Source organism: Sphingobacterium sp. lm-10, assembly GCF_023554555.1.
Taxonomy (GTDB): domain Bacteria; phylum Bacteroidota; class Bacteroidia; order Sphingobacteriales; family Sphingobacteriaceae; genus Sphingobacterium.
Map to the genome: position 1 here is coordinate 1,355,657 of NZ_JAMJWC010000001.1, position 22,798 is coordinate 1,378,454.

Consider the following 22,798-nt stretch of genomic DNA (forward strand, 5'->3'; position numbering starts at 1 on the left):
ATCTATCTAGTAACTCGATAAGACTCAAAAGTCTTAAATCCTTTCTCGTATTGCTGACCTTAAAAATAAAAAACCACTTGCGTCAAAGCAAGTGGTTTCCGGATAATAGCAGGTTAGTTAGTTATGCTATATTAGTGAATGAACAATAGCTCACGCAACTTCGGCAATGGCCATTTGTTATCATCTACTATCTTCTCTAGTTTATTAACGTGGTAACGAATCTCGTCAAAGTATGGCTTAACAGACTCATCGTAGGCAATAGCACGTTCACGGATATCTTCAATTTCGTTCGCTTTTTTACGTTCCTGACGCATTGCTTCCGACTTCTCTAAAGCAATATTGATATGGGAAGAAATACGCTCGATAAAGTTTTTCTGTGAGCTAAATGCTTCTGCCGGCAAACCAAGATCTTTCAGTCCTTTCACATTTTCGATCAATTGATTCTGATATGCAAAACAAGCTGGTGCAATTAAACTGTTAGTCAACTCGGTAATCACACGTGCTTCGATTTGCAATTTCTTATAGAAGTTCTCCAACAAAATTTCGTGTCTCGCTTCCGATTCCCGTTTGGAGTAAATACCCAATTTTTCGAATAAAGCTAAAGACTCTTCTGCTACGTATACATCCAATGCTTTAGGTGTAGATTTGATATTAGAAAGACCACGAGCTTCAGCTTCCTGTGCCCATTCGTCGCTATATCCATTGCCTTCGAATCGGATCGCTTTAGATTCCTTAATATATCTACGCACTACGTTTAGTAATGCCAAATCTTTCTTAGTACCTTTTTTGATCTGCTTATCTACTTCGATTTTGAACTCGATCAACTGGTTTGCTACAATCGCATTCAAGATCGTCATTGGTAAAGCAGAATTGGCCGAAGAACCCACTGCGCGGAATTCAAATTTATTACCTGTAAATGCAAATGGTGATGTACGGTTACGATCGGTATTATCCATTTTCAAATCAGGAATCTTCGGAATGCCATGCCATAGGTTAGCTTCATTCCGTACCTTTTTCGCTATGCGAGCCGATTCTACCTCGTCTAAAATCTCATCTAGCTGAGAGCCCAGGAAGATAGAAATAATCGCAGGAGGAGCCTCATTTGCCCCTAAGCGATGGTCATTAGAGTGACTGGCAATAGACGCACGCAACAGATCAGCATACGAAGAAACCGCTTTAATGGTATTGACAAAGAATGTCAAAAACATCAAGTTGTTTTTAGGTGTTTTGCCAGGAGCAAGTAAATTGACACCTGTATTGGTAATCAATGACCAGTTGTTATGCTTACCAGATCCATTGATTCCGCTGTATGGTTTTTCGTGCAAAAGGACTTTGAAGTGATGACGTTTAGCAACTTGCTCCATCAAATTCATCAACAATTGATTGTGATCGATCGCCAAGTTAATCTCTTCAAACATAGGTGCACACTCGAACTGTGTTGGCGCAACCTCGTTATGACGCGTTTTCAAAGGAATACCTAATTTCAATGCCTCGTTCTCTAAGTCGACCATAAACGCTAAAACACGCTCAGGAATAGCTCCGAAATAGTGGTCATCCAACTGTTGACCCTTAGCAGCCATATGACCGAACAAAGTACGACCGGTTAACTGCAAGTCAGGGCGTGCATTGTACATCGATAAATCGACTAAAAAGTATTCTTGCTCAATACCCAATGAAGCAGTTACTTTATTAACAGATTTGTCGAAAAGCTGCGCCACCTCCGTAGCTGCTTTATCAACAGCAGATACCGCTTTCAACAAAGGTGCTTTATAATCTAACGACTCGCCTGTGTACGATACAAAAACGGTAGGAATGCACAACGTTTTGCCACCGCCTGTTTCAAATAAGAAGGCTGGTGAAGAAGGATCCCAAGCCGTGTATCCGCGCGCTTCAAACGTATTACGAATACCACCATTTGGAAAGGAGGAAGCATCAGGTTCTTGCTGAACCAGCGCATCTGCTGTAAATTTCTCTATTGCTAATCCGTTGCTATCCGGCTCAAAGAATGCATCGTGTTTCTCGGCAGTGGATCCGGTAAGTGGCTGAAACCAGTGTGTGTAGTGAGAAGCACCATTGGCCAAAGCCCATGATTTCATGGCTTGCGCAATATCTTCTGCTAATTCGCGAGAAATGCGTTTACCGCCTTCTATAGAATCTTTAAGTTCTACAAAGGTAGGCTTAGGCAGGTAGTCCCGCATTTTATCTACTGTAAACACACTTTTACCATAAATCGCTATGGCTTTTTTTGACTCTGCATATCCTTCGTGGTTAATTTCTCTTGAACCAGCTGAATTTACAGATTGAAACCGTAAGAATGACATATATTTTGAAAGTTAATTTTGCAATAAATTGCCAGGTTACATTAAAAAATCACCTGCACATCATATTTTCTGTTGTAAATATGGCTCTTTTTGCCAATAAATGCAAAAATTAAAATTTATTTCAGACAAAAATAGGGGAAAGTTGCCTTTCCCCTATTCTACTTATACGCTAACATCAAATTTTATATATCTAACCCCCACTCTATGCCTTTATGGATTGCTGGCACGCCAGACGAGATCCACGCAGGAGCAGGCTTCCCTTTCAAGAAGTGATCAAAAAATTGCACTTCGCGTTGTTGAATATCTTTTCTGTTTTGTCTCTGAATAAGGTTATGATCATCACCATTATAGTTCAACAACCAAACAGGCTTCTGCAAACGGCGCAATGCAGTAAACATTTCGATACCCTGGTACCATGGCACAGCGCCATCCTGATCGTTATGCATGATTACTACCGGTGTGTTTACACGATCCATAAAGAATAACGGAGAGTTTTCGATATACAGATCACGCGCTTCCCAAAGCGTCTGTCCGATCCGGCTTTGTGTATTCTCATACTGAAACTGGCGCGACATGCCCGATCCCCACCGAATACCACCATAGGCGGACGTCATGTTCACCACAGGTGCACCAGTCCAAGCAGCGGCATACATATTGGTGCGCGTAATTAAGTGCGCCACTTGATAGCCGCCCCAGCTCTGTCCTTGAATACCCATCTTGGTAGAATCGACCCAGCTATTACTACGTGCTAGATTTTGCATGCCCGAATTGATATATTCTTCTGCTGCTTGCCCCGGATAACCGGTTTCGTAAGCAATATCTGGAGCGAAAACCAAGTAGCCGTTGCTCACAAAATAAGGAATATTCAGTCGTGACGGTGTAGGTGCTGGCGCTTGGTATGCATAGAGACCATTCGATAATTTTTCGTAGAAATAGGCAATGATTGGATACTTTTTATTAGGATCAAAATCTTCCGGCTTATACAAAATGCCAGAAGCAGCATGTCCATGTGGTGTTTCCCAACGTACCAACTCAGCCGTCCCCCAATTATAGCTGTCTTGCTGTGTGTTGATCTCCGTTAGTCGACGCTCTTGATCCATCTTCGCATTGTTAATATAAAGATCTGGCGAATTTTGATAATCCTCCTTGGTATAGATCACCTGCGATAAATCGGCATTAGCCATTAGTCGACGATAGGTTTTAGGTTGCATCAGGATTTTCTTAGGATCGGAGCTCCGCTTAGTGCTATTTATGCTGTAAAAGCCATTCTCCTTTGTCGTCTCATCAAAAGCGGTTAGGAACTGATCTTTGTCCGATAAATAAGACGTGCGCCATCTCGGATTATCTTCCCGAGCCAGTCGTAAAGTACGTAGTTCAATTTTGTTGGCTCGGCCATAGCCATTGGTGATCATGTATGGCTTCTTGCCCGATAAGTCGAAGGCCCAAATATCATAGCGATCATAAATATAAACTGTTTGCCCATCTTTAGACCATCCCGCCAGACCGTAAGATCCTGGAAGTGCCGGAACGTCATTTTCTTCGTCAACAAAATCTACGTATAAGCCTTCGTGCAGGGATTTTCTCACATTTTTCCCGATATCATAACTATGCCAGCTACCCGTTTCACGATCGAAGAAAACAGCATATTCCGCTTTTGGCGATAGATATGCTTGTCCACTTAAGTTAGGTAAAATCAATTCATTCTTCCCTGTTTTTGTAGACACCTTGTAAATATTAGAACGCGTACCAAGATCCCATTGAGATTGAATACGGTTTCCATAGTCGGAGGTGACCAACACCCATTCTTCATTACCAGAATCCGTAGTGATCACACGGTTAAATGTTTCATCACTTAGAGGAATGATGCTTCCAGATGATTGCGGATACACAACCGCAGCAAAACTTCTAGCCTGGTCACGCTTCAGATTGACCAATTGCTGGGGCTGCAAGTAGTCATCTTTCCAATGCCAAATATCCAACTTAGCGTGTTCAAATTCAACCAAAGTGGTATCCTTTACCAATGGAATGGGTGCCAGACCGAGATACAATTTCTGGCCATCTGCACTGAAGTTCAGCGAAGCATCGCCACTAACCCACCAGTTTTTGGGTACGCCAGCAGAGGATTGCTGACCTATCACTTTGGCCGAATCTTGCTGTGCCGTATAATAATACAATTTATATTCCTTGGACAAGGTTTTGTCATCTCCTTTAAAGGCTACGAAGGAAAGCTGGGATTGATCGTCAGAGAAGCTAAATTGTTTATACGTGCCTTTACCGTGACTGATTTTCTTTAAGGATTTGTCTGCTATCGTGTACAGGTACAGTCCAGCGTTTTGTGCTAGGGTGCTGTCCTTATCATCCCCTTTTTTGGTAATCAAAAGTTGCTTTTCATCGGCACTCCACTCGTATTGATCTACTCCTTCAAAGTTGGTAGTATCCCCGGTAGGCAGGTGCAAAAGGTGCAAAATTGTTTTAGCTTTAGCCTTGTTTCTGGCTGGAGCATTTTTGCTTACCGTCGTACTATCCTTGAGTGCTACGGTGTCGCTCGCTACGATAGCTGGCTTACTTTCCGCCAGAAATGCCACATACTCCCGGCTATTGCGCGCCAGCTTATACGATTTTACATCGGCATATTTCGAAGGCGCCGTTTTGGCATTGACATTAAAGATCAGCAACGAATCTTTCGGCATGTCTTCAGACTTCTTTTTCTTGATCTTAGCTTCTCTTACGGCACTAAAAAAGGGTTTAATTCCAGTAATAAAAAAAGCGTCATTTTCTGTCAAGCTGGCGTTATCTCCCCGCGGCACGCGCAGTAATAAGGTATTTCTTTGGTCTTTTAGCTCTACCAGAGCATCCCCTTCTTGCGGCGTGATTGTGTAGTGCAGAAAGTTACCCGATTTGCTCAGGTTTGCTGTACCGATATTTTTCCAATCATCGTATACACCATGGTTTAAAGGTGGTTTTTGTGCTATGGCTTGCACGCTAACAAAGGTGCTCAGTGCAAGACATAATTTGCTCCAATTATTCATATTAAATGTTAAGTTGACAGTTTGTGAAGCCCAATAATAGCATTTTTTGTTTATCTTGCCTATGCTTGTTTTGCAACAAGTTTGGCACAATCAAAATCACCGCGATGAAAAACACCTCCATTATTATCAGCATTATTGGCGCCATTGCCCTTATCGTAGTGGCCTGGATTTTCAGTTCGGCATACCGGTATAAATACAATAATAGCAACACCATCAATGTAACGGGTAACGCAAAGATGGACTTTGAATCGGATATTGTAAAATGGTCCGCGTCATACAGTCGCAAATCTGCCGACCTGAGTGGAGCCTCTGAACAATTGGGTAGAGACCGGGATTTGGTCAAGAATTTTTTGGTACAGCGCGGCATCCAGGAAAAGGAAATCCGTTTTAATGCTGTTAATATCAGTCGCGAATTCAGCTATCATACCGATAGCCAAGGCAATAGTTCCAATACTTTTACCGGATACAACCTTTCTCAACAAGTTAGTATAGAATCTAAAGATTTAGAAAAGGTAGATAATGCTTCCCGTGAAATTTCTAGTTTAATTTCTCAAGGAGTTGAACTAAGCTCTAACGCTCCCAATTATTATTTCTCTGGCCTGGAGGATCTAAAGTTGCAATTGATCTCTCAAGCGTCTGAAAATGCAAAATTACGCGCTCAGAATATCGCTACCGAGTCGGCTACGTCTCTAGGACAGCTGGTAAAAGCAGATCTAGGAATTTTCCAAATTACCGGGCAGAATGATAATGAGGAATACTCTTACGGGGGTGCATTCAACACCAGTTCTAGAAGCAAAACAGCAAACATCACCGTCAAAGCCAGCTATTTGGCACGTTAGTAGCGACGTACTACTTAAAAATATTGTCATGAAGCTACACACAATAGATACCGGATTTTTTAAACTGGATGGCGGCGCCATGTTTGGCGTTGTCCCCAAATCCTTGTGGTCGCGCACGAATCCTCCCGATAGTAAAAACTTATGTACTTGGGCCACGCGCTTGTTGCTAATCGAAGATGGGAACCAACTCACACTAGTAGATACCGGACTGGGCGACAAACAAGATGCTAAATTTTTCGGTCATTACGATTTACATGGTGACGATACCTTGGATTCTTCGCTGGCTAAACACGGATTTCACCGGGATGATATTACAGATATCATCCTCACTCATCTGCATTTTGACCATTGTGGCGGCGCCATAAAACGTGAAAATGATCAATTGATTCCTGCATTTAAAAATGCCCAATATTGGTCTAATGAGAAGCATTGGAACTGGGCTACAATAGATCCGAATCCGAGGGAGAAAGCTTCCTTTTTAAAAGAGAACATCCTGCCCATTCAGGAATCTGGTCAGCTGAATTTTATCGCCGAAGGTCAGCCTTTCAATGAACAGATCAACATTCGCTATGCACACGGGCATACCGAAGCCATGATGTTGCCCGAAATTCAATATAAGGGTAAGACTATACTGTATATGGCAGATTTATTGCCTTCTGTCGGGCATATTCCTATCCCCTACGTTATGAGTTATGATGTGAGGCCATTGGTCACCATGGATGAACGAAAAGAGTATTGGCAAGAGATCGTGGACAAAGAATATATACTGTACTTAGAGCATGATCCAATTAATGAGTGTTGCACACTGCAGCAGACTGAAAAAGGTATCCGTGTAAAGGACACTTTCAAACTCAGCGATTTGTAACGTCGGCCAATTTCGTCATCGCGATAAGTCAGGAAGAAGCGATCTTAACAACGTAAAAAGGCGAGCCTATTGCTCGCCTTTTTACTGCATAATTAAATTTTATTAAAAGATCTTTTGGCATTTCTAGAATTGGAAACCAACTCCGAATGACCATACGCGGTTAGCGTAAGTGGTATTATTGTTTGCTGGTATCATGTTTGTTAAACCTAATCCATAACCAGCATTCAATAACAACCCTCCATTAAATCGATAGCCAGCTAAAAAGTTCACACCGGCATCAATCACATTCATATCTCTGTCGTCTCCGCTAAAGCTTAAGCTGCGTTCAGTTTCTCCAGTTATACCAGCAACATCACCTCTAAATCTATCGCGGCCACTTAAATTGAAACCTACATAGGGTCCAGCACCTAAGAAGATACTTCCGCTATAACCTGTTGGGATATAATAAACAGCATTAACCGGAATCTCTAAAGACATCGTATTACGACTCCAATTGCCTGATGCAAATCCTTCTCGGTTTCCAGAATCAAATCTCGTTCCTTTACCCTGCAAAGACAATCCTGGTTGGATGGAGAAGTTGGGTGCTACAGGAAGATCTGCGTAACCTGTTACATGGAAAGAGGTGTTATTGGATTGATTGTCTCCCAAATTACTAATCTTGCCTAAGTTAACGCCACCACGTAATCCGTAAGAAACCTGAGCTTGTGCAGCACCTGCTAATAGCATCGCTACGCCTAATGTTAGTAAAACTTTTTTCATGATTTTAATCTTTAAGTTTCGGACGGCAGCTTAGTACTGCACGCCACATTTGACTCATACTTATCAAAGTTCAGACCAAAAAAATAAAACGTCATTAACTTGAAAGCAACGTACAGACAACCAGAAGTTTAAGATGTAAACAAAACGGATAAAACTGCTTACCACGGCTTAATTACTGAATGCACAGCTCTAGTACACGTTATTATATATCCAGCTAATTCACATGCAGATCATCGCTAGCTACCCAAAGTTAAACAGGTATTAAATTCATTTAATCATATTCCAGCGCAAAAAAACTTTATTATATCAAACTAAAATTATATTTTTGCAAGCCGAAAGGGCAATGGTCGGATGGCCGAGTGGCTAGGCTGAGGTCTGCAAAACCTCCTACAGCGGTTCGAATCCGCTTCCGACCTCGTACTTAAATAATAAAAGGTAAAACATTAAATTTAGCACAATGGGAGTTAGTCGTTTAAAAAGAAAAGATAGAAGAAACAAAACTGTTTCTCGCGTTCAAGTTCAATTTTTGAAATTAGGCCGTAACATCGAGTTGGGATCGAAAAGTAGAATGTCTGATAAAGATCAAATCGCGTTAAACAACGCGGTTTTAGATTCACTATCTAGCAACGCAAACTAATTTTTAGGGCTAAGCAGCCTTAATTACATTATAAAAAAGGGAAGGATTATATAATCCTTCCCTTTTTTATAATGTATTCTTTTTGACAGAGGATTTACATCTTCCCTACCACGATCTTCACCATATCTTCGTATTTCAAATAACGCTGCGCCATCGTACGTACCTTTTCAGCATTCATGCTATGCAACACCTCGGCATAACGGTCGTAGTAGCTTAAATCCAAACCCGACATATGCACTGCTTTAAATTTATCTGCATGCGAAAAGATAGATTCCAAACTGCCTAACATGGCTCCAAGCATATAATTTCGCACTAAATTAATCTCCGTCTCCTCTGCCAAATCATGCTGTAGTGCATTCATTTCTTTTTGAATCTCCTGCATGGCTGCTGCAGTGACCTCCGTACCTACTTGTGTGGAGATGACTAACATACCCGTATGTTCTAAACTTACCAAGGATGAACCAATACCGTAAGTGTACCCTTTATCTTCCCGGATATTTCGCATCAACCTGGATCCGAAATAACCTCCAAACAACGTATTGGCAAATTGCAGTGCTGGAAAGTCGGGATCTGTGCGACGAAGACTTTGCCTACCCAATCTAATGGCAGATTGTACCGCATCTGGTCGATGTTCGTATAGTACCTCTTTATTATACTGATTACTGAGCTGATACTGATCAGCTATTGAACTTTGCTTAAGATCACCGGTATTTCCCCACTTACTGCCACAAAATTCAGACACATCGGCTAACACCTCGGCTGTGATATTTCCGGATAGGAATAGGGTACAATTCGCAGGTTGTATCTGTTGCGTATACAGTGCTAATAAGTCTAGCCGATCTAATTCCTGCAAACTCTCGTCTGTAATCATGGCACCATACCGATTATCACCAAATAAAGTTTGATAAAACAACCGCTTTGCAATAAATTCATTCTTCTCTAAAGAGATCTGTAAATTCTGGCGATTAGTACGTTTGAAATTATCTAGTTCCTGTTGCGGAAGCTGCGCATCGACCAATATATCGTACATCAGCGGCAGTACCTGAGATACATATTTATTGAGTGTATACAACGTATATGAGGTGTAATCAAAGCTAAACTCTGGCATCAGGAAGGCACCGTAATAATCTACGGCTTCTGCAATTTGAGCGCTGGATAGCGTGCTGGTACCTTCTTTCATCAGCGCACTTAGCGCCGTATTGCGCAGTGGGTTTTCTGAAAGCGTATCAAACCTATTTTTGAATACAAATTCGGCCTTCACCAATGGTTGATCTTTGGATTGGAAGATCCAGACATTCAAGCCATTTTCCAGCACCTTGTGATCTGGACTTACTAATGACATTCCCTGAATGTTGTGCGATTGGGGTGCTTGTGCTCTATTCAACATGTGCTTCCTGTTGTTTTGCTTTATATAATAGTGTAGAAGAATTTTCTGCCCGGAATATTTCGGAAGAAACCCGCTGAATATCTGCTACGTTGATTCTCGTGTATTTAGCTACCTCTTTATTATAATCATTAGCATCTCCCAACAGTTCAAAGTAGGCCAAATTCATGGCTTTATCCAAAACAGAAAGTTCGGAAAATACCATCGTAGATTCTACTTTGTTCTTTACTTTCTGCAATTCTGTTTCCGAGACCATCTCCGATTTTAAATGCTCCAGTTGCTCCCATAAGGCTTGCTCCGCTTGTTCCAGAGAAACACCATCGGATGGCTTTCCTTCTACCACAAAAAGATTGCTATCCACACTTCCCATCAAATAGGCATTTACATCGACAAATAATTGCTCTTCCTTAACCAATGTGCGGTATAACCGGGAAGAGCTTCCACGAGAAAGCAAATCGGAAACGAGGTCTAACGTATAATAATCCGTGTGATGGCGATCTGGCCCATGAAATGCGATATAGATGCTGTCTACCGGTACGTCTGCTTCCACCGACTCCCGACGAGCAGCCTGTTGGGGTACTTCTTGTGGTAAAGATCTTTTTTTAACCGGATGATCGGGTATCGTATCAAACCATTTCTCTACCAGTTGCTTCACGGCATCGACTTTCACATCGCCGGCGATCACCATAATAGCATTCGAAGGGTGATAAAATGTCTGAAAGAAATGCTTTACTTCCTCCATCGTAGCCTGTTCGATGTGTGCTATATTTTTGCCGATCGTAGCCCAGCGATAAGGATGCTGTTGATAGGCCAAAGGTCGTAGGCGCAACCATACGTCGCCATACGGTTGATTGAGGTAGCGCTGTTTGAACTCTTCGATCACCACCTGACGCTGTACTTCCAAGCTCTGTTCATTAAAGGCTAGGCTGAGCATGCGATCACTTTCCAACCAAAGTGCTGTCTCCAAATTCACCGCTGGTAGGGTGATATAGTAATTGGTAATATCATTACTCGTAAAGGCATTATTCTCGCCACCTACCTGTTGCAATACTTCATCGTAATTAGGGATATTGACTGACCCGCCAAACATCAAGTGTTCGAAAAGATGTGCAAAACCAGTACGATCAGGATCCTCATCTCGAGCGCCTACATCGTACAATACATTTACGCAGGCCATTGGCGTGGTAGGATCTTCGTGTACGAGTACACGAAGTCCGTTTGTAAGCACAAACTTGTTGTAATTTATCATCGAAATTTTAAAAAAATTATACCCAGGCGATGTTCTGCTTGAGTAACGAAAGTGTCTGTTCTTCCCGGGAGCCGGGCTCAGCCTGGTAATTATAAAACCAGTTGGCCTGTTCCGGTAGACTCATTAATATGGATTCTATGCGCCCATTGGTTTCCAAACCAAATTTTGTACCCGAATCATATACGAGATTAAATTCTACGTATCGACCACGGCGCAACAATTGCCAGTTTTTTTCTTGTTCAGTGAAGGTTTTATGTCGCGATTTGCTGACCAGTGTGGTATAAACTTCTGGAAATAAACGACCTAAATCACAGGAGAAAGCAAAAATCTCTTCATAGCTCAGTTCCGTGTTTTGTGGTGTGATCTTATCATAGAAAATACCGCCTATACCGCGCGTTTCCTGGCGATGCTTGATATAAAAGTAGCGATCTGCCCAAGCCTTATATTTAGCGTAAAAGTCCGGATGGTATTTATCGCAGACCCCTTTTAGACTTTCATGAAAGTATTTTGCATCTTCTTGATCTACGTAGTGGGGTGTAAGGTCGATCCCTCCGCCGAACCATTTGATCTCGTCATTGAGTTCGAAATAGCGAATATTCATGTGGATAATCGGTATCCAGGGATTATTAGGATGGATGACAATGGATACGCCTGTGGCAAAAAAATCTTCTTCTTCAACGCCAAATGACTTACGGATGGGTTCGGGAAGCTTGCCATGCACTTCAGAAAAGTTTACGCCCCCTTTTTCAAAAATGGCGCCATGTTGTATGACGCGCGTTCTTCCGCCTCCACCTCCATCGCGTTCCCAAATTTCTTCCACAAATCGAGCACCACCATCCAATTGCTCCAGCGATTTGGTGATCTCTTGTTGAATCTCTTTGTATGTATTGGCGATATGATCTCTTGTCATGTTTATGATTAAGTAAGGGAATCTGCTAATTTTTTTATCTCCTGCATAGGCTGCCCTCCCTGATAAAGAATCTGGTATACGGTATCGCATATGGGCATATGGAGTTGATATTTCTTAATAATGGATTGGATACAAGCGGAGGCATAATAGCCTTCGGCAACCATATTCATCTCGACCTGAGCGGATTTTACACTGTATCCTTTACCGATCATCGCACCGAAGGTACGGTTGCGGCTGTATTGCGAATAGGCGGTTACCAAAAGGTCGCCTAAATAAGCCGAGTGGTTGATATCACGGTCACTGGGATCCAACACCTTAACAAAGTAATCGATTTCACGGATCGCATTGGACACGAGCACCGCCTGAAAGTTATCTCCAAACCCCAATCCATGACAAATACCGCCCGCCAATGCGAAGATATTCTTCAACACGGCAGCGTACTCAATACCGATGATATCAGAAGAAATAATGGTTTTAATATAGCGTGTTTCCAACAAACTGGCTACTGTTTTAGCATGATCCATTGTTCGGGAAGCGATCGTAAGATATGACAAGCGTTCGGAAGAAACCTCCTCTGCATGACAGGGGCCGCCTACTACTACGATTTGCTCCAAAGGCACTTGATATGCATAAGGTAAGTAATCTCCGACCACCATATTTTCGTCGGGTACAATGCCCTTGATGGCAGATACGACTATTTTTCCCTCGAAATCTGCAGCCGATAGTGGCGCTAATACGGATTTCAGGTAAGCAGCCGGTGTATTTAAGATGATGATATCTGATTGTGCAACGACCTTGGATAAGTTAGACGTAACAAATTCATCGGCAAAATCAACTTCTACCGAACTGAGGTAGCTTGGATTGTGTTTGTAAGTTCGAATGTGTGCTGCATCCTCCTCCTTACGAACCCACCAGTGCACTTGTTTTGCCTGGTTGTTGTCAGAAAGCATTTTAATCATCGCCGTTGCCCAACTTCCACTACCGATTACACCTATCTTCATACCTAATATATGCTGCATTTGGTTATCCCGTAAAGGTACGCAATCCGAGGCAATAGTCGAATTAGCAAAGGCTTTGATGCGCATATCCAAACAGATTTACCTATTCCATGTGATGCATATTTGTTACCATTTGCCAATGATTTTACCTGTAATAGTAACAGTGCCTTAACATTAGGAGCATATCTTTGCAAAAAAAGCAAGCCATGAGAAAACACGTTTTTTACCTTATTTTACTATTCCTATTACAAATTAGTGCATCCTTCGCGCAAAATAAGCCAAAATATATTTTCTATATGATCGGTGACGGTATGGGGCTCAATCAAGTACATATCGCCGAATCCTATCAGGCAGCGTTGGAGAACAGAAATACAGTATTCCCTTTAACATTTACTAAATTTCCCTTTGGCACTTTTGCGACCTCCTTTTCGCTATCACATGGGGTCACCGACTCGGCAGCAGCAGGTACGGCATTAGCTGTAGGTCATAAAACAAAAAATGGCGTTATCGGTATGGATTCCAGCCGTACAGAAACCTATAAAAGCATTGCATATTTTGCCAAAGAACAAGGTATGAAAGTGGGTATCACCACCAGTGTAAGTATTGATCATGCGACACCGGCTTCATTTTATGCTAACCAAGCAGACCGGAATATGTATTATGAGATTGGACAGGATTTGATCAAGTCGGGATTTGATTTCTTTGGCGGATCTGGCTTCCTCAGTCCAGAGAAAACTTATAAAAAAGAAGTAGCCCCTTCCCTATTCCCACAGTTTGAAAAAGCCGGATATACGTTAGCTTATGGCCTTAACGATTACCATAAGATCGCAAAATCTTCTAATAAAGTGGTTTTGATGGCAGACAAAGGCACAGCAGCCGATGCATTGACTTACGCCATAGATCGTAAACGGGAAGAATTGACCTTGCAACAGATCACCGCTTCCGCCATTCAGACATTGCAGAAAGATAACGATAAGGGTTTCTTTTTGATGGTGGAAGGCGGAAAGATTGATTGGGCTTGCCATAGTAATGATGGCGCAACTGCTATTCAGGAAACCAAAGATTTTGACGCGGCAGTAGCAGAGGCATTCCGGTTCTACGAGCAACATCCAGAGGAAACTTTGATCCTGGTAACTGCTGATCATGAGACAGGCGGCATGGTGCTGGGCAATGGTAGCTCCTCGTTACAGCTGAGTCGTATCCAACATCAAAAGGTATCGCAAGGTGCCCTGAGTAAAAAGATCTCTGATTTAAGGAAAGCTAATCCAAATGCAACATGGGATGCGGTAAAACAGTTATTGGAAGAAAACACCGGACTATGGAAGGCCGTAAAAATCAGTGAAACCGAGGAGAACGAGCTTAAGGAAGCTTACACGCGAAGCTTTGTACAACACCAAAACGAAACGGAGAAAAGTTTATATGCTATTGATGACCGCATTGCAGCACTAGCCGTGAAAGCGTTGAATAGAGCATCTAGCATTTCTTGGGCATCTGGCAATCACTCTGCCGCTTATATCCCGATTTATGCGATCGGAGTAGGTGCCGATCTTTTTCACCATAAAATGGACAACATCGATATTCCAAGAAAAATTGCGGAAGCTGCAGAATGGCCTATGGCACTCCAAGCTACCGCAACTCATTAATATTTTATTGCCAGCCTCCACCAAGGGAGCGGTATAAATCAATATAAGAGGCCAGGTATTGCTGACGCAATTCTACCAAAGCTAGATCACTGTCCAGCGCGTTGCTCTGGGCAGTGATTACTTCTAGATAAGATGCATAGCCACCCTTAAATAACAAGCCTGCATTGCGTACCGCTAATGCGGAATTGCTCACCCGTTGCTGCGCAAATTCCAATTGTTCCCGTTGCTTACCCACCGTAATCACCGCATCCGATACTTCACCGATCGCCTCCAGTACGGTTTGTTGTAATCCTATTTCGGCCTGATCACGTTCTAATCGCGCGATCTCATATTGTGTTTTCAACTGTCTGTTTTGAAAGATAGGCGCCGTGAGATCACCTCCAATTCCACCTAATAAAGCTCCGGGGATATTAAACCAGTTTTTTGGCAACATCGCATTCACCCCCAATGTGCCACCAATAGTGAGCGCCGGGTAACGCATGGCCTGTTGTACGTTGGCATTGGCATTGGCAGCAATCAATTGCAGCTCGGCACTGCGAATGTCCGGACGATTCCGAATCACCTCGACCGGCGTACCCAACGAAATCTCGTTGGCATCGTCTAGCAATTCATCAAAGCTTGCCCCACGTACAATACGATTAGGCATCTCACCAGCAAGCACACGCAATGCATTCTCCTGTAAGGCAATCTCCTGTTCCAGTTCGGGTACCAGAGACGCGGCTAGAAGTCGTTGCGATTCCGTTTGCTGAATGGCTAAAGCAGTAATCTCTCCGGCAGCGTATTGCAATTTGATAATTTGTAAGGTACTGTCGTTGAGCAGTACGTTTCGCTTAGCCACCTCAATTTTTGCATCTAGCATTAATAAGTTGAAATAGCCCATCGCTACCCGCGCAATCAAATTAGTCTGCACTGCTTTCCGTGCTTCGTGCGTTTCCAGGTAATCGGCCACGACCATATCTTGTCGATTTCGGATCTTACCCCAGATATCTAATTCCCAGCTAAAACTTACATCGGTACCAAACTGCGAAAGCAAGACATACATGTTTTCGGGCAGCTCCCGCCCACCATCGCCATAGTACTTGGACGGCGGAGCAGATATAAAATCGCGCGAGCGCCATTGCCGATTGGCACTGGCGATGCGTGCTTCTGCGGCAGGTAAAAAGTTGGCGCGATTTTGCCGAACCTGCTGGTCAGCAATCTCAATATTCAGCAAGGCCGTCCGCATATCGTTGTTGTTAAGCAATGCCGAGTCGATCAAGTCCTTAAGTATCGTGTCCTGAAAAAAGGTACGCCAATCAATGCGGCCAATACTGATCGTATCGGCAAAGTAAGCAATGGTATCGCCGCGATACGTTTCTGGCAGATCCAGCTCAGGTTGTACATATTTCTTCCCTACCTTGCACCCTTGTACACCAAATAATGCCGCCAACGCCAGACCGAACAAAGCAAATAGTAACTTATTACGCATAGATTAGTCCTCCTCTTCTTTAAATTTATCCCTTACCTTCTCATCCAGTGTTTTGAAGACGATAAAGAGCATCGGAATCACAAAAATACCAAAAGCGACACCGGACAGCATTCCTCCGGCAGCACTAAAACTAATGGAATGGTTGCCAATAGCAGACGGACCTACCGACCACATCAGCGGCACCAAACCGGCCACAAATGCCAAACTGGTCATTAAAATGGGGCGAAGTCGCAGACGTGCTCCCATAATCGCCGCATCCACAATCGTCAATCCTTTATCACGCTCCTGTACGGCAAATTCTATAATTAGAATGGCATTCTTAGCGAGCAAACCAATGAGCATAATCAAACCTACCTGTACATAAATATTGTTTTGCAAACCCACCAGGCCGATGGTAGCATACACCCCCACCAAACCTACCGGAATGGAAAGCAGCACCGCAAAAGGCAGAATATAGCTTTCGTATTGAGCGGCCAACAAGAAGTAAACAAAGAGTATACTGAGCGCGAAGATCATAATCATTTGAGAGCCCGATTGGCTTTCCTCAAAACTCATACCCGTCCACTCGAAGCCATAGTTGCCCGGTAATTGTGCTTCGGCCAATTCTTCAATAGCTTCCATCACATCTCCCGAACTGTAACCAGGTGCCGGAGTAGCATTGACAGCAATCGCATTATAAAGGTTGTACCGCGTGATGGTTTCGGGCCCCACATCTTTCTCCAAGGTAAGCAGGGTATTGATAGGAACCATCTCGCCTGCCTTATTACGCACAAAGATAGAATTGAAAGATTCAGGATCTTTCCGATAGTCGAAATCCGACTGGATATATACGCGATACTGCCTACCAAAACGGCTGAAATCTCCGGCCTGCACACGGGCATAATACGAACGAATGGTCGACATCAAATCCAGGACATCTACCCCTAAAGATTTTGCTTTCACCACATCGATATTGACTTCATATTGAGGAAAATTCGATTTAAAGGTAGTGTAGGCATTGTCGATCTCCGGCAAGGTATTGAGCTGATTGATAAAAGTATCTGCAATCATATTGAAGTCGCGGATATCACCCCCCATACGATCTTGCAACACCAATTCCGTACCTGCAAAATCACCAAAACCTTGGACGGTAGGACGGGCAAAAACGGTAAATTGTGCTTCATGAATCTGGGAAAGATCTTTCCTTATGGTATCCATAAAGGCTTCAATTCCTTTAATCCCTAAGCGTTCTGCATGCGGCAACATATTGATATAGCCTGCGGCAAATGCCGGACTAGCACTACCATCCAAGGCATTGAAACCCGATACGGTCGTCATACCCAAGACATCTTCGCGCTTGCGCAAGATACTATCCGCCTTGCGCAAAACCTCTGTGGTACGCGCGAGTGATGCTCCTGGAGGCATTGCCAGATTGTAGGTAATAAAACCATCGTCCTCGGTCGGAATAAAACTCTTCGGAGAGCGGGACATCAGCACCAATCCAATGACACTAATAAGTGCTAAGCCCACCCAAGCGACAGTTTTATGGGTAATCAAAAACTTCACAGCAGCGATGTATTTCTCTGTAAAACGATCAAAAGCGGTATTGAAAGCGGTGAAAAATCGGTCTCGGTACTGCGCGAATTTATTCTTCTTTATACTCGCGTGCTCGCCTTCGGCATCTTCGTGTTTGGGAGCTTTCAGCAACAAGGCACATAGCGCCGGACTTAAGGTCAATGCATTGAGTGCCGAAATTAAGATGGCGGTGGCCAATGTATAGGCAAACTGTCGATAAAAAATCCCGGCAGGACCTTCCATAAAACCTACCGGCAAGAACACCGCAGCCATCACCATCGTAATAGATAAAATCGCTCCTGTAATCTCCGACATCGTACGTATGGTGGCCGCCTTCGGCTTTAGGCCGGTGCTGTGCATCTTCTGGTGAATGGCCTCGACGACCACAATGGCATCATCCACCACAATACCAATGGCCAGCACCAGGGCAAACATGGTAAGTACATTGAGCGAAAAGCCAAACATCTGCAAGAAGAAGAAAGTACCGACCAAAGAAACCGGGATCGCAATAGCTGGAATTAGCGTAGAGCGGAGGTCTTGCAAGAAGATGAATACAATGATAAACACCAGAATAAAGGCTTCAAACAAGGTGTGTTGCACCTGACTGATAGACTCATCGATCTGCTCCCGTACCGAATAAGTGATCTCATATTTAATCCCGTTGGGAAAGGAGCGCGCCTGCTCTTCCAGCACTTCACGAACAGCGACATCGATGTCATGGGCGTTAGAGCCACTGGTTTGGGTGAGATTCAGTGTTAAACCAGGGTTGCCATCTACTTTATTATCCGAGTTGAGGTTGGTTGCCCCAAACTCAATACGAGCCAGATCTTTTAAATATAAAACAGAGCCATCGTTATTGGTCTTAATGACCATATTTTCGAATTGTTCGGGCTGGGAGAATCGTCCCTTGTGCCGGATCACCGTTTCGAAAACCTCTTCGGAGGTTTCACCGAATTTGCCGGGCGCCATTTCAAAGTTCTGATCGCTGATGGCTTTCATAACATCTTGCGGAACAAGATTGTATAGGGCTAGCTTTTCTGGGTTAAGCCAGAGACGCATCGCATAATCGCGTGCACCTAACCTAGATACCTGTGCTACGCCATCTACCCGCAACAGTGGGCGCATCAGATTGATCTGTGCATAGGCTTGTAGAAAAGTTTCATCGTACACGGTGTCACGATGATCGGAGTACAGATTGATGGTCATGATCACGCCACTCTGCCGCGGCATCGTGGTAATACCCGCCTCGTTTACCTCCGCTGGTATGGAGCTTATTGCCCGTGAAATACGCGTTTGTACATTAACGGAGGCCACATCTGGGTTGGTGCCTGTTTTGAAGAACACCGTGACGGTTCCAGCACCTGAATTGGAGGCATTAGAACGGATGTACGTCATATCCTCTACACCATTGATCGCTTCCTCTATGGGAAGCAAAACGCTTTTAGCAACGGTTTCCGCATCTGCACCAGGATAGCTTAGCGACACCACCACACTCGGTGGTGCAATTTCCGGAAATCGCGTAACCGGCAATAATTTCATTCCTACTAATCCGAGGATAACTAATACGATGGATACCACCGTAGCTAGTACTGGACGTTCGACAAATATTTTAAGCATAGATAGATGTTAGTGTAAAAGAATAAAGCAAGGAATTCTCCTCCCTACTTATTTCTGAATAGGAATGATTGTGGAACCGTCGGTCAGCTTATCAAAGCCGCTTAACACCACGCGATCGCCTTCATCAACTCCTTCGGAGATAATGTAGTTGTCCTTACTTTTACCGCTGACCACTACATTTTTACGTTGTACCTGATTGGAGCCATCTACTACATAGACAAACGTACGATCCTGCAACTCATTGGTCGCTAACTGAGGCACCTGCAATACCGCTTCTTTTACTTCTGCAATTTTAAGGGTACCACTACTTCCCGAACGGAGGATATTATCTTGGTTGATGAAGGTCGCCCGTAGTGATATAGCCCCCGTACTCCGGTCTACCTGTCCGTTTACCGCGTCCACGACGCCTTTGATAGGGTACTCTTCGCCATCGGCAAGCATCAGCGTTACTTTAGGAAAAGTCAGTTTATTATTTCTATTATACTCCCGGCCAGCTATACTGTCTTTTTTTGCCTGTGCTTTGGAAAAATAAAGAAAATCTGATTCGTTCATGGCGAAGTAAACATATACCTCCTGAATATCCGACAGGAACGTCAAAGGCTCTTTGTCTCCTTTCGTAACCAGGTTACCAATACGCTTAGGAATACGACCAATGTATCCGCTCACAGGTGCCGTAATTACGGTAAAATCTTTATTGATCTGTGCACTACGCACTGCCGCTTGAGCCTGTTGTAAGGTGGCTTGTGCTACTTCATAATCCGATTGTGCCGCCGAAAGTCGCACATCAGATATTACATCGTTGGCCACTAAAGGTTTAAGCCGATCGATTTCTAATTGGGCATTTTTTAATTGTGCTTTTGCCACTTCGGCAGTGGCAAGCATATTGTTCAAACTTTCCTGATAGGCCGATTGATCAACTCTAAATAATTTTTGCCCTTTCTGAACATAGGCGCCTTCATCGATATAAATTTCCTGCAATAAGCCTTCTACCTGCGGACGAACTTCGACGTTTACCTTACCTTCGATGGTTCCAAGGTATGTTTTTACAGTTACGGCATCACTTCGCTTTACCTCATAAACAGGCAAAGCCAAAGCTTTCTCCCCTTTTTCCTTTTCTTTGGATTCGCTGTGGCTACAGCCTTCCAATAAAAAAATCGCACTAAAAAGTACGGCAATCCATTGTGGTCGAAACCAATTGTTTTTCATTATTAGCATAGATGTGCTTTAGAAGTAACGTTTTTATTACAATTCAATCTACAAAACGTTAAAATACCTTCGAATGGTATGTTTAAATGAAAATTAACGCTATTTTAACGTATCAAATTGTTATTTTTACGTTCAGCATAAGAAGCAAACTCACTGATAATCAATGAAATTTCATAAGTGCTGCGCTGCCTAATTAAATCTTGCAATAAAACACTATTTTTCGGGTAGATCATTTTGTGGCAACAAGATACGAATAACACGTAATAAATTGGTCGGCTTTTTGTTTCATTGCATAGACAAATATTCCAAGAGATGCCGTCTACCGCTTTGTTTCTACGGTTTCTCACTTTCTTTAAAACTATAAAATGGTTAAAAAATTATACAAAATTCAGGCTATCTTCTGCACATTATTATCCATCAGCATGCTGTTTTCCTGCCAGCAAAAAACTGCGGAAGAAAAGGCGGTATCCGATGCGGAAAAAAGGACAGCAGATTCCTTGGCACAGGTGAAAGCCGCAGAAGAAGAAGTCAGAAAACAACCATTAACAGCAGCAGATATCAACCTGACTAAAGATCTGGAATACGACAAGCATACCTTGGAAGATACTTATCCTTACGAGGATACGGTTAGAGTATTTCAATGGGATAAAATCAAAGAACGATTGGCAGATGTGGAGAATTTTCAGCGCATGCCGCACCAGTACGCGGTGCTTCAAAATCACCGAAACAAAAATAAGGAAGCTCCTTTAGTGAAGAACTGGAAAAGGAATGCCTACAAACGGGTAGCTGATTCTTTAGGTACGGAACGTTGGCAAGGTGTGCCATTATATGCTACTGGGGAACACGATGCTCCGGTGATTTATGGTCGGGATGGCCACCTGGTGATTGTGACGAGTAACGATACGACAGATATGATGGAAATCGAAGGCATTTCCTTGCCGGGTAAGTTTGATGTACCGAAAAGGTATGTCAAAACCTTAGGCGATACGGTTGTTTTTGACCGTGTAGTGGTGGTAGATGTCACCAATCAAAATGTCTCTACATTCCAAAAGACAGATAAAGGTGCCTGGAAAGTATTAAGTATGAATCCGGCTACCAGTGGTATGCACAAACCTCCATTTTCTACGGAAACACCTTTGGGAGTATATGTAGTACAAGAAAAGAAGGAAAAAATGATGTTCCTGAAGGATGGTACTTCAAGCATACAGGGGTTTGCGCCATACGCGACCAGATTCTGTAATGGGGGTTATATTCACGGTGTGCCTGTTAATAATCCCAAAGGTAAAATTGTGGAATATAGCTGGTCCTTAGGAACCGTTCCTCGATCCCATATGTGTGTTAGAAATGCGTCTTCACATGCCAAATTTGTGTACGATTGGACGAAAACTTTATCGTCTCTCATTATTGTAATTGAGTAGTTTGACATAATTTAACATATTCGTAACACCTTTATTACTAGATTTGTGAATTCATAAAAAAAGGGAAGAAGGGATTAAAAAAAGGGAAGAAGGGATTATGAGGAAGATTTTTTTTGGAATTTTGGCGTTTGTATCGATGATTTTTATTGCATTCGCCAGCTTTAAAGACCGATATGTTGAACAATTTAATAAGCAAATAACCGCCATAGACGTAGCAAAACCTGATCCATTTGATCAAATTCGTTCTTTGTATGATAGTTTGCATGTAGATAGTATCCTGAGTTATCAAGCCTTTGAAGAAGCGATGTATGGTTACGAGTCTATGGCTCACCGCAGCAAAAAGAACCTAATCACCGTAATCGATTTTACATTGCCGTCTACCGCAAAGCGGTTGTACGTAATCGATCTTAAAAATAAAAAACTACTCCATCATACCGTAGTAGCTCACGGTCGTAATACTGGTGAGAACTATGCTACTAATTTTTCTAATAAACACGGATCCTTTCAAAGTTCATTAGGCTTCTATGTTACTGCCGAAACTTACCAGGGAGGCAATGGCTATTCTTTACGTCTGGATGGTTTAGAAAAAGGAATCAATGATCAGGCTCGTGCTCGCGCTATCGTGATGCATGGCGCAGATTACTGCAACGTTAATCTGGCAAAAAGCATGGGAAGATTAGGCCGTTCTTATGGCTGCCCTGCGTTACCGCGGGAAATCAATGCAGCAGTAATTAATACCATTAAAGGGGGCTCTATGCTTTACATCTATGCCAACAATAAGAATTACATGGCGAGCAGTACCATTCTAAAAACCAAAACAGCCTCCAAAACCATGCTAGCACAGCACGATGAGGTCGAGCATACGGCTGCACCTACTGTCGTATTGAATTAATAAAATATA

15 protein-coding genes and 1 tRNA gene are annotated in these 22,798 nt (G+C 43.0%); 6 read left to right on the forward strand and 10 right to left on the reverse strand.

Annotated features, from left to right (window positions below; translation table 11 throughout):
• Window positions 1–131: 131 nt before the first annotated feature.
• Window positions 132–2,321 carry a glutamine synthetase III family protein gene (locus M8998_RS05305; RefSeq protein ID WP_249991086.1) on the reverse strand — a complete coding sequence of 730 codons (2,190 nt, stop codon included), beginning with the start codon at window positions 2,319–2,321 and terminating at the stop codon, window positions 132–134.
• A 182-nt stretch (window positions 2,322–2,503) separates the two neighbouring features.
• Window positions 2,504–5,350: a S9 family peptidase gene (locus tag M8998_RS05310; protein ID WP_249991087.1), complete on the reverse strand. Its 2,847-nt coding sequence runs from the start codon at window positions 5,348–5,350 to the stop codon at window positions 2,504–2,506.
• A gap of 104 nt (window positions 5,351–5,454) precedes the next feature.
• Between M8998_RS05310 and M8998_RS05315 the strand changes: the two genes are divergently transcribed.
• Window positions 5,455–6,189 carry an SIMPL domain-containing protein gene (locus M8998_RS05315; protein WP_249991088.1) on the forward strand — a complete coding sequence of 245 codons (735 nt, stop codon included), beginning with the start codon at window positions 5,455–5,457 and terminating at the stop codon, window positions 6,187–6,189.
• Between the two features lie 28 nt (window positions 6,190–6,217).
• Window positions 6,218–7,054: an MBL fold metallo-hydrolase gene (locus M8998_RS05320; protein WP_249991089.1), complete on the forward strand. Its 837-nt coding sequence runs from the start codon at window positions 6,218–6,220 to the stop codon at window positions 7,052–7,054.
• 123 nt (window positions 7,055–7,177) lie between these two features.
• Here M8998_RS05320 and M8998_RS05325 read toward each other — a convergent pair whose 3' ends face one another.
• Window positions 7,178–7,813, reverse strand: coding sequence for a porin family protein (locus M8998_RS05325; RefSeq protein ID WP_249991090.1), 636 nt, complete (start codon window positions 7,811–7,813; stop codon window positions 7,178–7,180).
• Between the two features lie 345 nt (window positions 7,814–8,158).
• Here M8998_RS05325 and M8998_RS05330 point away from each other — a divergent pair.
• Window positions 8,159–8,229, forward strand: a tRNA-Cys gene (locus M8998_RS05330).
• A 315-nt stretch (window positions 8,230–8,544) separates the two neighbouring features.
• Here the strand turns inward: M8998_RS05330 and M8998_RS05340 are convergent.
• The 4 genes from M8998_RS05340 to M8998_RS05355 are packed head-to-tail and all read right to left on the reverse strand — an operon-like array spanning window position 8,545 to window position 12,994.
• Window positions 8,545–9,837 carry a M16 family metallopeptidase gene (locus M8998_RS05340; RefSeq protein WP_249991092.1) on the reverse strand — a complete coding sequence of 431 codons (1,293 nt, stop codon included), beginning with the start codon at window positions 9,835–9,837 and terminating at the stop codon, window positions 8,545–8,547.
• Complete coding sequence (locus M8998_RS05345; protein ID WP_249991093.1) at window positions 9,827–11,083, reverse strand: M16 family metallopeptidase; 1,257 nt, start codon at window positions 11,081–11,083, stop codon at window positions 9,827–9,829. The genes M8998_RS05340 and M8998_RS05345 overlap by 11 nt, the downstream gene beginning before the upstream one ends.
• A 16-nt stretch (window positions 11,084–11,099) precedes the next feature.
• Window positions 11,100–11,993 carry an oxygen-dependent coproporphyrinogen oxidase gene (gene hemF / locus M8998_RS05350; protein ID WP_249991094.1) on the reverse strand — a complete coding sequence of 298 codons (894 nt, stop codon included), beginning with the start codon at window positions 11,991–11,993 and terminating at the stop codon, window positions 11,100–11,102.
• Between the two features lie 8 nt (window positions 11,994–12,001).
• On the reverse strand, window positions 12,002–12,994 hold the full coding sequence (locus tag M8998_RS05355; RefSeq protein ID WP_502957361.1) for an NAD(P)H-dependent glycerol-3-phosphate dehydrogenase: 993 nt from the start codon (window positions 12,992–12,994) through the stop codon (window positions 12,002–12,004).
• 203 nt (window positions 12,995–13,197) lie between these two features.
• On the opposite strand from M8998_RS05355, the gene M8998_RS05360 reads away from it, so the two are divergent.
• Window positions 13,198–14,634 (forward strand): alkaline phosphatase, encoded by a 1,437-nt coding sequence (locus M8998_RS05360; protein ID WP_249991095.1) that lies wholly within the window; start codon window positions 13,198–13,200, stop codon window positions 14,632–14,634.
• 4 nt (window positions 14,635–14,638) lie between these two features.
• Here the strand turns inward: M8998_RS05360 and M8998_RS05365 are convergent, their stop codons facing one another.
• The 3 genes from M8998_RS05365 to M8998_RS05375 are packed head-to-tail and all read right to left on the reverse strand — an operon-like array spanning window position 14,639 to window position 20,488.
• Window positions 14,639–16,102 carry an efflux transporter outer membrane subunit gene (locus tag M8998_RS05365; protein WP_249991096.1) on the reverse strand — a complete coding sequence of 488 codons (1,464 nt, stop codon included), beginning with the start codon at window positions 16,100–16,102 and terminating at the stop codon, window positions 14,639–14,641.
• A 3-nt stretch (window positions 16,103–16,105) separates the two neighbouring features.
• The gene (locus M8998_RS05370; RefSeq protein WP_249991097.1) at window positions 16,106–19,273 is read right to left on the reverse strand and encodes an efflux RND transporter permease subunit; all 3,168 of its coding nucleotides are present in this window, start codon (window positions 19,271–19,273) and stop codon (window positions 16,106–16,108) included.
• 48 nt (window positions 19,274–19,321) lie between these two features.
• Window positions 19,322–20,488, reverse strand: a complete 1,167-nt coding sequence (locus M8998_RS05375; protein ID WP_249991098.1) for an efflux RND transporter periplasmic adaptor subunit — start codon at window positions 20,486–20,488, stop codon at window positions 19,322–19,324.
• Between the two features lie 356 nt (window positions 20,489–20,844).
• On the opposite strand from M8998_RS05375, the gene M8998_RS05380 reads away from it, so the two are divergent.
• Both M8998_RS05380 and M8998_RS05385 read left to right on the forward strand, forming a co-directional pair.
• Window positions 20,845–21,897 (forward strand): L,D-transpeptidase, encoded by a 1,053-nt coding sequence (locus M8998_RS05380; protein WP_249991100.1) that lies wholly within the window; start codon window positions 20,845–20,847, stop codon window positions 21,895–21,897.
• Window positions 21,898–21,994: 97 nt separating this feature from the next.
• Window positions 21,995–22,789 carry a murein L,D-transpeptidase catalytic domain family protein gene (locus M8998_RS05385; protein WP_249991102.1) on the forward strand — a complete coding sequence of 265 codons (795 nt, stop codon included), beginning with the start codon at window positions 21,995–21,997 and terminating at the stop codon, window positions 22,787–22,789.
• Window positions 22,790–22,798: the final 9 nt, after the last annotated feature.

Bases quoted from the DNA above. Each gene is read 5' to 3' on its own strand.
- M8998_RS05305 (WP_249991086.1), bottom strand. From the start codon at position 2,321: ATGTCATTCTTACGGTTTCAATCTGTAAATTCAGCTGGTTCAAGAGAA.
- M8998_RS05310 (WP_249991087.1), bottom strand. From the start codon at position 5,350: ATGAATAATTGGAGCAAATTATGTCTTGCACTGAGCACCTTTGTTAGC.
- M8998_RS05315 (WP_249991088.1), top strand. From the start codon at position 5,455: ATGAAAAACACCTCCATTATTATCAGCATTATTGGCGCCATTGCCCTT.
- M8998_RS05320 (WP_249991089.1), top strand. From the start codon at position 6,218: ATGAAGCTACACACAATAGATACCGGATTTTTTAAACTGGATGGCGGC.
- M8998_RS05325 (WP_249991090.1), bottom strand. From the start codon at position 7,813: ATGAAAAAAGTTTTACTAACATTAGGCGTAGCGATGCTATTAGCAGGT.
- M8998_RS05340 (WP_249991092.1), bottom strand. From the start codon at position 9,837: ATGTTGAATAGAGCACAAGCACCCCAATCGCACAACATTCAGGGAATG.
- M8998_RS05345 (WP_249991093.1), bottom strand. From the start codon at position 11,083: ATGATAAATTACAACAAGTTTGTGCTTACAAACGGACTTCGTGTACTC.
- hemF (WP_249991094.1), bottom strand. From the start codon at position 11,993: ATGACAAGAGATCATATCGCCAATACATACAAAGAGATTCAACAAGAG.
- M8998_RS05355 (WP_502957361.1), bottom strand. From the start codon at position 12,994: ATGAAGATAGGTGTAATCGGTAGTGGAAGTTGGGCAACGGCGATGATT.
- M8998_RS05360 (WP_249991095.1), top strand. From the start codon at position 13,198: ATGAGAAAACACGTTTTTTACCTTATTTTACTATTCCTATTACAAATT.
- M8998_RS05365 (WP_249991096.1), bottom strand. From the start codon at position 16,102: ATGCGTAATAAGTTACTATTTGCTTTGTTCGGTCTGGCGTTGGCGGCA.
- M8998_RS05370 (WP_249991097.1), bottom strand. From the start codon at position 19,273: ATGCTTAAAATATTTGTCGAACGTCCAGTACTAGCTACGGTGGTATCC.
- M8998_RS05375 (WP_249991098.1), bottom strand. From the start codon at position 20,488: ATGCTAATAATGAAAAACAATTGGTTTCGACCACAATGGATTGCCGTA.
- M8998_RS05380 (WP_249991100.1), top strand. From the start codon at position 20,845: ATGGTTAAAAAATTATACAAAATTCAGGCTATCTTCTGCACATTATTA.
- M8998_RS05385 (WP_249991102.1), top strand. From the start codon at position 21,995: ATGAGGAAGATTTTTTTTGGAATTTTGGCGTTTGTATCGATGATTTTT.